Origin of the sequence: Psychrobacter sp. TB67, from assembly GCF_000511065.1 — a bacterium.
In the GTDB taxonomy this organism is placed as follows: Bacteria; Pseudomonadota; Gammaproteobacteria; order Pseudomonadales; family Moraxellaceae; genus Psychrobacter; species Psychrobacter okhotskensis.
Map to the genome: position 1 here is coordinate 1 of NZ_AYYA01000074.1, position 3,272 is coordinate 3,272.

Sequence of the window (3,272 nt, forward strand, 5' to 3'; positions counted from 1 at the left end):
TCTATAAGGAGGTGATCCAGCCGCAGGTTCCCCTACGGCTACCTTGTTACGACTTCACCCCAGTCATCAACCACACCGTGGTGATCGCCCTCACTAAGTTAGGCTAACCACTTCTGGTGCAATCAACTCCCATGGTGTGACGGGCGGTGTGTACAAGGCCCGGGAACGTATTCACCGCGGCATTCTGATCCGCGATTACTAGCGATTCCTACTTCATGGAGTCGAGTTGCAGACTCCAATCTGGACTACGATAGGCTTTTTGAGATTCGCATCACATCGCTGTGTAGCTGCCCTCTGTACCTACCATTGTAGCACGTGTGTAGCCCTGGTCGTAAGGGCCATGATGACTTGACGTCGTCCCCGCCTTCCTCCAGTTTGTCACTGGCAGTATCCTTAGAGTTCCCGGCTTAACCCGCTGGTAACTAAGGACAAGGGTTGCGCTCGTTGCGGGACTTAACCCAACATCTCACGACACGAGCTGACGACAGCCATGCAGCACCTGTATTCTAATTCCCGAAGGCACTCCCGCATCTCTGCAGGATTCTAGATATGTCAAGACCAGGTAAGGTTCTTCGCGTTGCATCGAATTAAACCACATGCTCCACCGCTTGTGCGGGCCCCCGTCAATTCATTTGAGTTTTAACCTTGCGGCCGTACTCCCCAGGCGGTCTACTTATTGCGTTAGCTGCGTCACTAAGTCCTCAAGGGACCCAACGACTAGTAGACATCGTTTACGGCGTGGACTACCAGGGTATCTAATCCTGTTTGCTACCCACGCTTTCGAGCCTCAGTGTCAGTATTATGCCAGAAGGCTGCCTTCGCCATCGGTATTCCTCCAGATCTCTACGCATTTCACCGCTACACCTGGAATTCTACCTTCCTCTCACATACTCTAGCTCAACAGTATCAGATGCAGTTCCCAGGTTGAGCCCGGGGATTTCACATCTGACTTATCGAGCCACCTACGCTCCCTTTACGCCCAGTAATTCCGATTAACGCTTGCACCCTCTGTATTACCGCGGCTGCTGGCACAGAGTTAGCCGGTGCTTATTCTGCAGCTAATGTCATCGTCCGTGGGTATTAACCACGGAGTCTTCTTCACTGCTTAAAGTGCTTTACAACCAAAAGGCCTTCTTCACACACGCGGCATGGCTGGATCAGGGTTTCCCCCATTGTCCAATATTCCCCACTGCTGCCTCCCGTAGGAGTCCGGGCCGTGTCTCAGTCCCGGTGTGGCTGATCATCCTCTCAGACCAGCTACAGATCGTCGCCATGGTAGGCCTTTACCCCACCATCTAGCTAATCCGACTTAGGCTCATCTAATAGCGAGAGCAGTAAACTGCCCCCTTTCTCCCGTAGGTCGTATGCGGTATTAATTCGAGTTTCCCCGAGCTATCCCCCACTACTAGGTAGATTCCTAAGTATTACTCACCCGTCCGCCGCTCGACGCCTGGTAGCAAGCTACCATCGTTTCCGCTCGACTTGCATGTGTTAAGCCTGCCGCCAGCGTTCAATCTGAGCCATGATCAAACTCTTCAGTTTAATCTTGCTATGTAACCCTTTAAAGAGGCTACTAAACTTGGCTCATCTAATCTGGCAAAATCGCTAAAAATTATGTTCGTAATGAATTAACTTTGAGTTTTTCTGCTGTCTTAAATGATAATTTTTATAGTTAATAATCTTTCCGAAAAGAAAAGATAGTCAACTTTATTTTTTAGCATTCTGAATCAGCAAAAATCCACACAAGTTGTTCTTTAGTTATGCTTTTAAATAGTGTTCATCTACTGTCGTCCAGTAGGTGATTATATAGGGTGTCTCTTTCACCATTTAGCTCTAATCCCTTGCGGGTTAAGCTATCTAGCGAGCCGACTATCTTATCATAATGATTGGGATTGTCAAGCTTTTTTATAATTTGTTTCAGTAAGTTAGTCAGGTTATTTATATGTAATTTACATATAAGCTTTCCTGCTTTGCCTTAATGAGGTGCGTATTATAGACGCTTTATTTGGTAAGTCAAGAGGTAAATTATTTTATTTTAAAAGTAATTTATTTTGCTGATTCTCCTAAGTGGTAAACCACTTATCTAAACCGCCTTCCCTTTCGACTGGGACGCATTATACTCGGTTTGATATGAGGGTCAAGGGGATTTGTTGGCTATTTTAAAGATTATCTCGCCTTATTATTAATATCTTATATTTATCAGTCAGTTAAGATTAAAAATAGTTTTATCATGATAAGAAATAGCATTTTCTGCTTAAAATCGCTTATTTCTTCTATATAGAAGCTGTCTATACCCCACTCTCAACTTCGAAAGTGATTGAAAAAAGAAGAGCATCTCACTAATCTATTGTTTTCGACCAAGAACACAATGGAGTCATGAGATGCCCATAGACGAATTTATCATCAATATCTATTTAATGGTAGAGCAATATTACAAAATAGTCGTCACCAAACCCTTGCGAAGTGCAGGTTACGCGCCAAAGCTAAGTGATCCTGAGGTCATTTGCATGGAGATGGTCGGTGAATTTTTACACCTTGATCAAGACAAACAAATTTGGCAATACTTTACCCAGCATTGGCAAGACTGGTTTCCAGCCATCGGCTCATACCCTAACTTCGCAAAGCATTGCGCAAATCTGTGGCAAGTCAAACAGCGGATACAAGATAACGTCAGTCAAATTGAAGGCCGTGACAACATTCATTTTATGGATGGCTTTCCGATACCCGTCTGTCATTATGGACGCGCTTATCGGCATAAGAATTATCAAGACTTAGCAGCTTTTAGCTACTGTGCCGCTAAGCAAGAGAGGTACTATGGCTTTGAAGGCCATTTGCTTGTTAACTTATCGGGCATGATTAAAGGCTTTACCTTTGCTCCTGCCAATGTTGATGAAAGAGCGGTTGCCCCAGAAATCACCACTCATATTCATGGGCTGCTTGGCGCTGATAAAGGGTATATCAGCCCTAGTCTGACATCGTACTACGACGCTCAAGGCGTGGATTTACAAACGCCACTCAGAGCCAACATGAAAGAGGATAGACCCAAACCTGTGGTAAGGCGGCTAATGAAAGCCCGCCGTATCGTTGAAACAGTCATTGGTCAGCTATCAGAACGATTTAATATACAAAGGGTACGAGCAAGAGATTTATGGCATTTGTCTCATCGATTGATTCGTAAGATTCTTTCACACAATCTGTGCTTTGTACTCAACAAAAAACTTGGTAATCCGCCTCTTCAGTTTGATTTGCTTATTTCAAGTTGAGAGTGGGGT

Annotated in this window: 1 protein-coding gene and 1 rRNA gene; one reads left to right on the forward strand and one right to left on the reverse strand. The window is 44.9% G+C overall.

Going from position 1 to position 3,272, the window contains the following annotated elements:
• Positions 1-4 precede the first annotated feature (4 nt).
• Positions 5-1,542: ribosomal RNA gene (locus W293_RS0113790) — 16S ribosomal RNA — on the reverse strand.
• An 839-nt stretch (positions 1,543-2,381) separates the two neighbouring features.
• On the opposite strand from W293_RS0113790, the gene W293_RS0113795 reads away from it, so the two are divergent.
• Positions 2,382-3,263: an IS982 family transposase gene (locus W293_RS0113795; protein WP_025651136.1), complete on the forward strand. Its 882-nt coding sequence runs from the start codon at positions 2,382-2,384 to the stop codon at positions 3,261-3,263.
• The last annotated feature ends 9 nt before the right edge of the window (positions 3,264-3,272 follow it).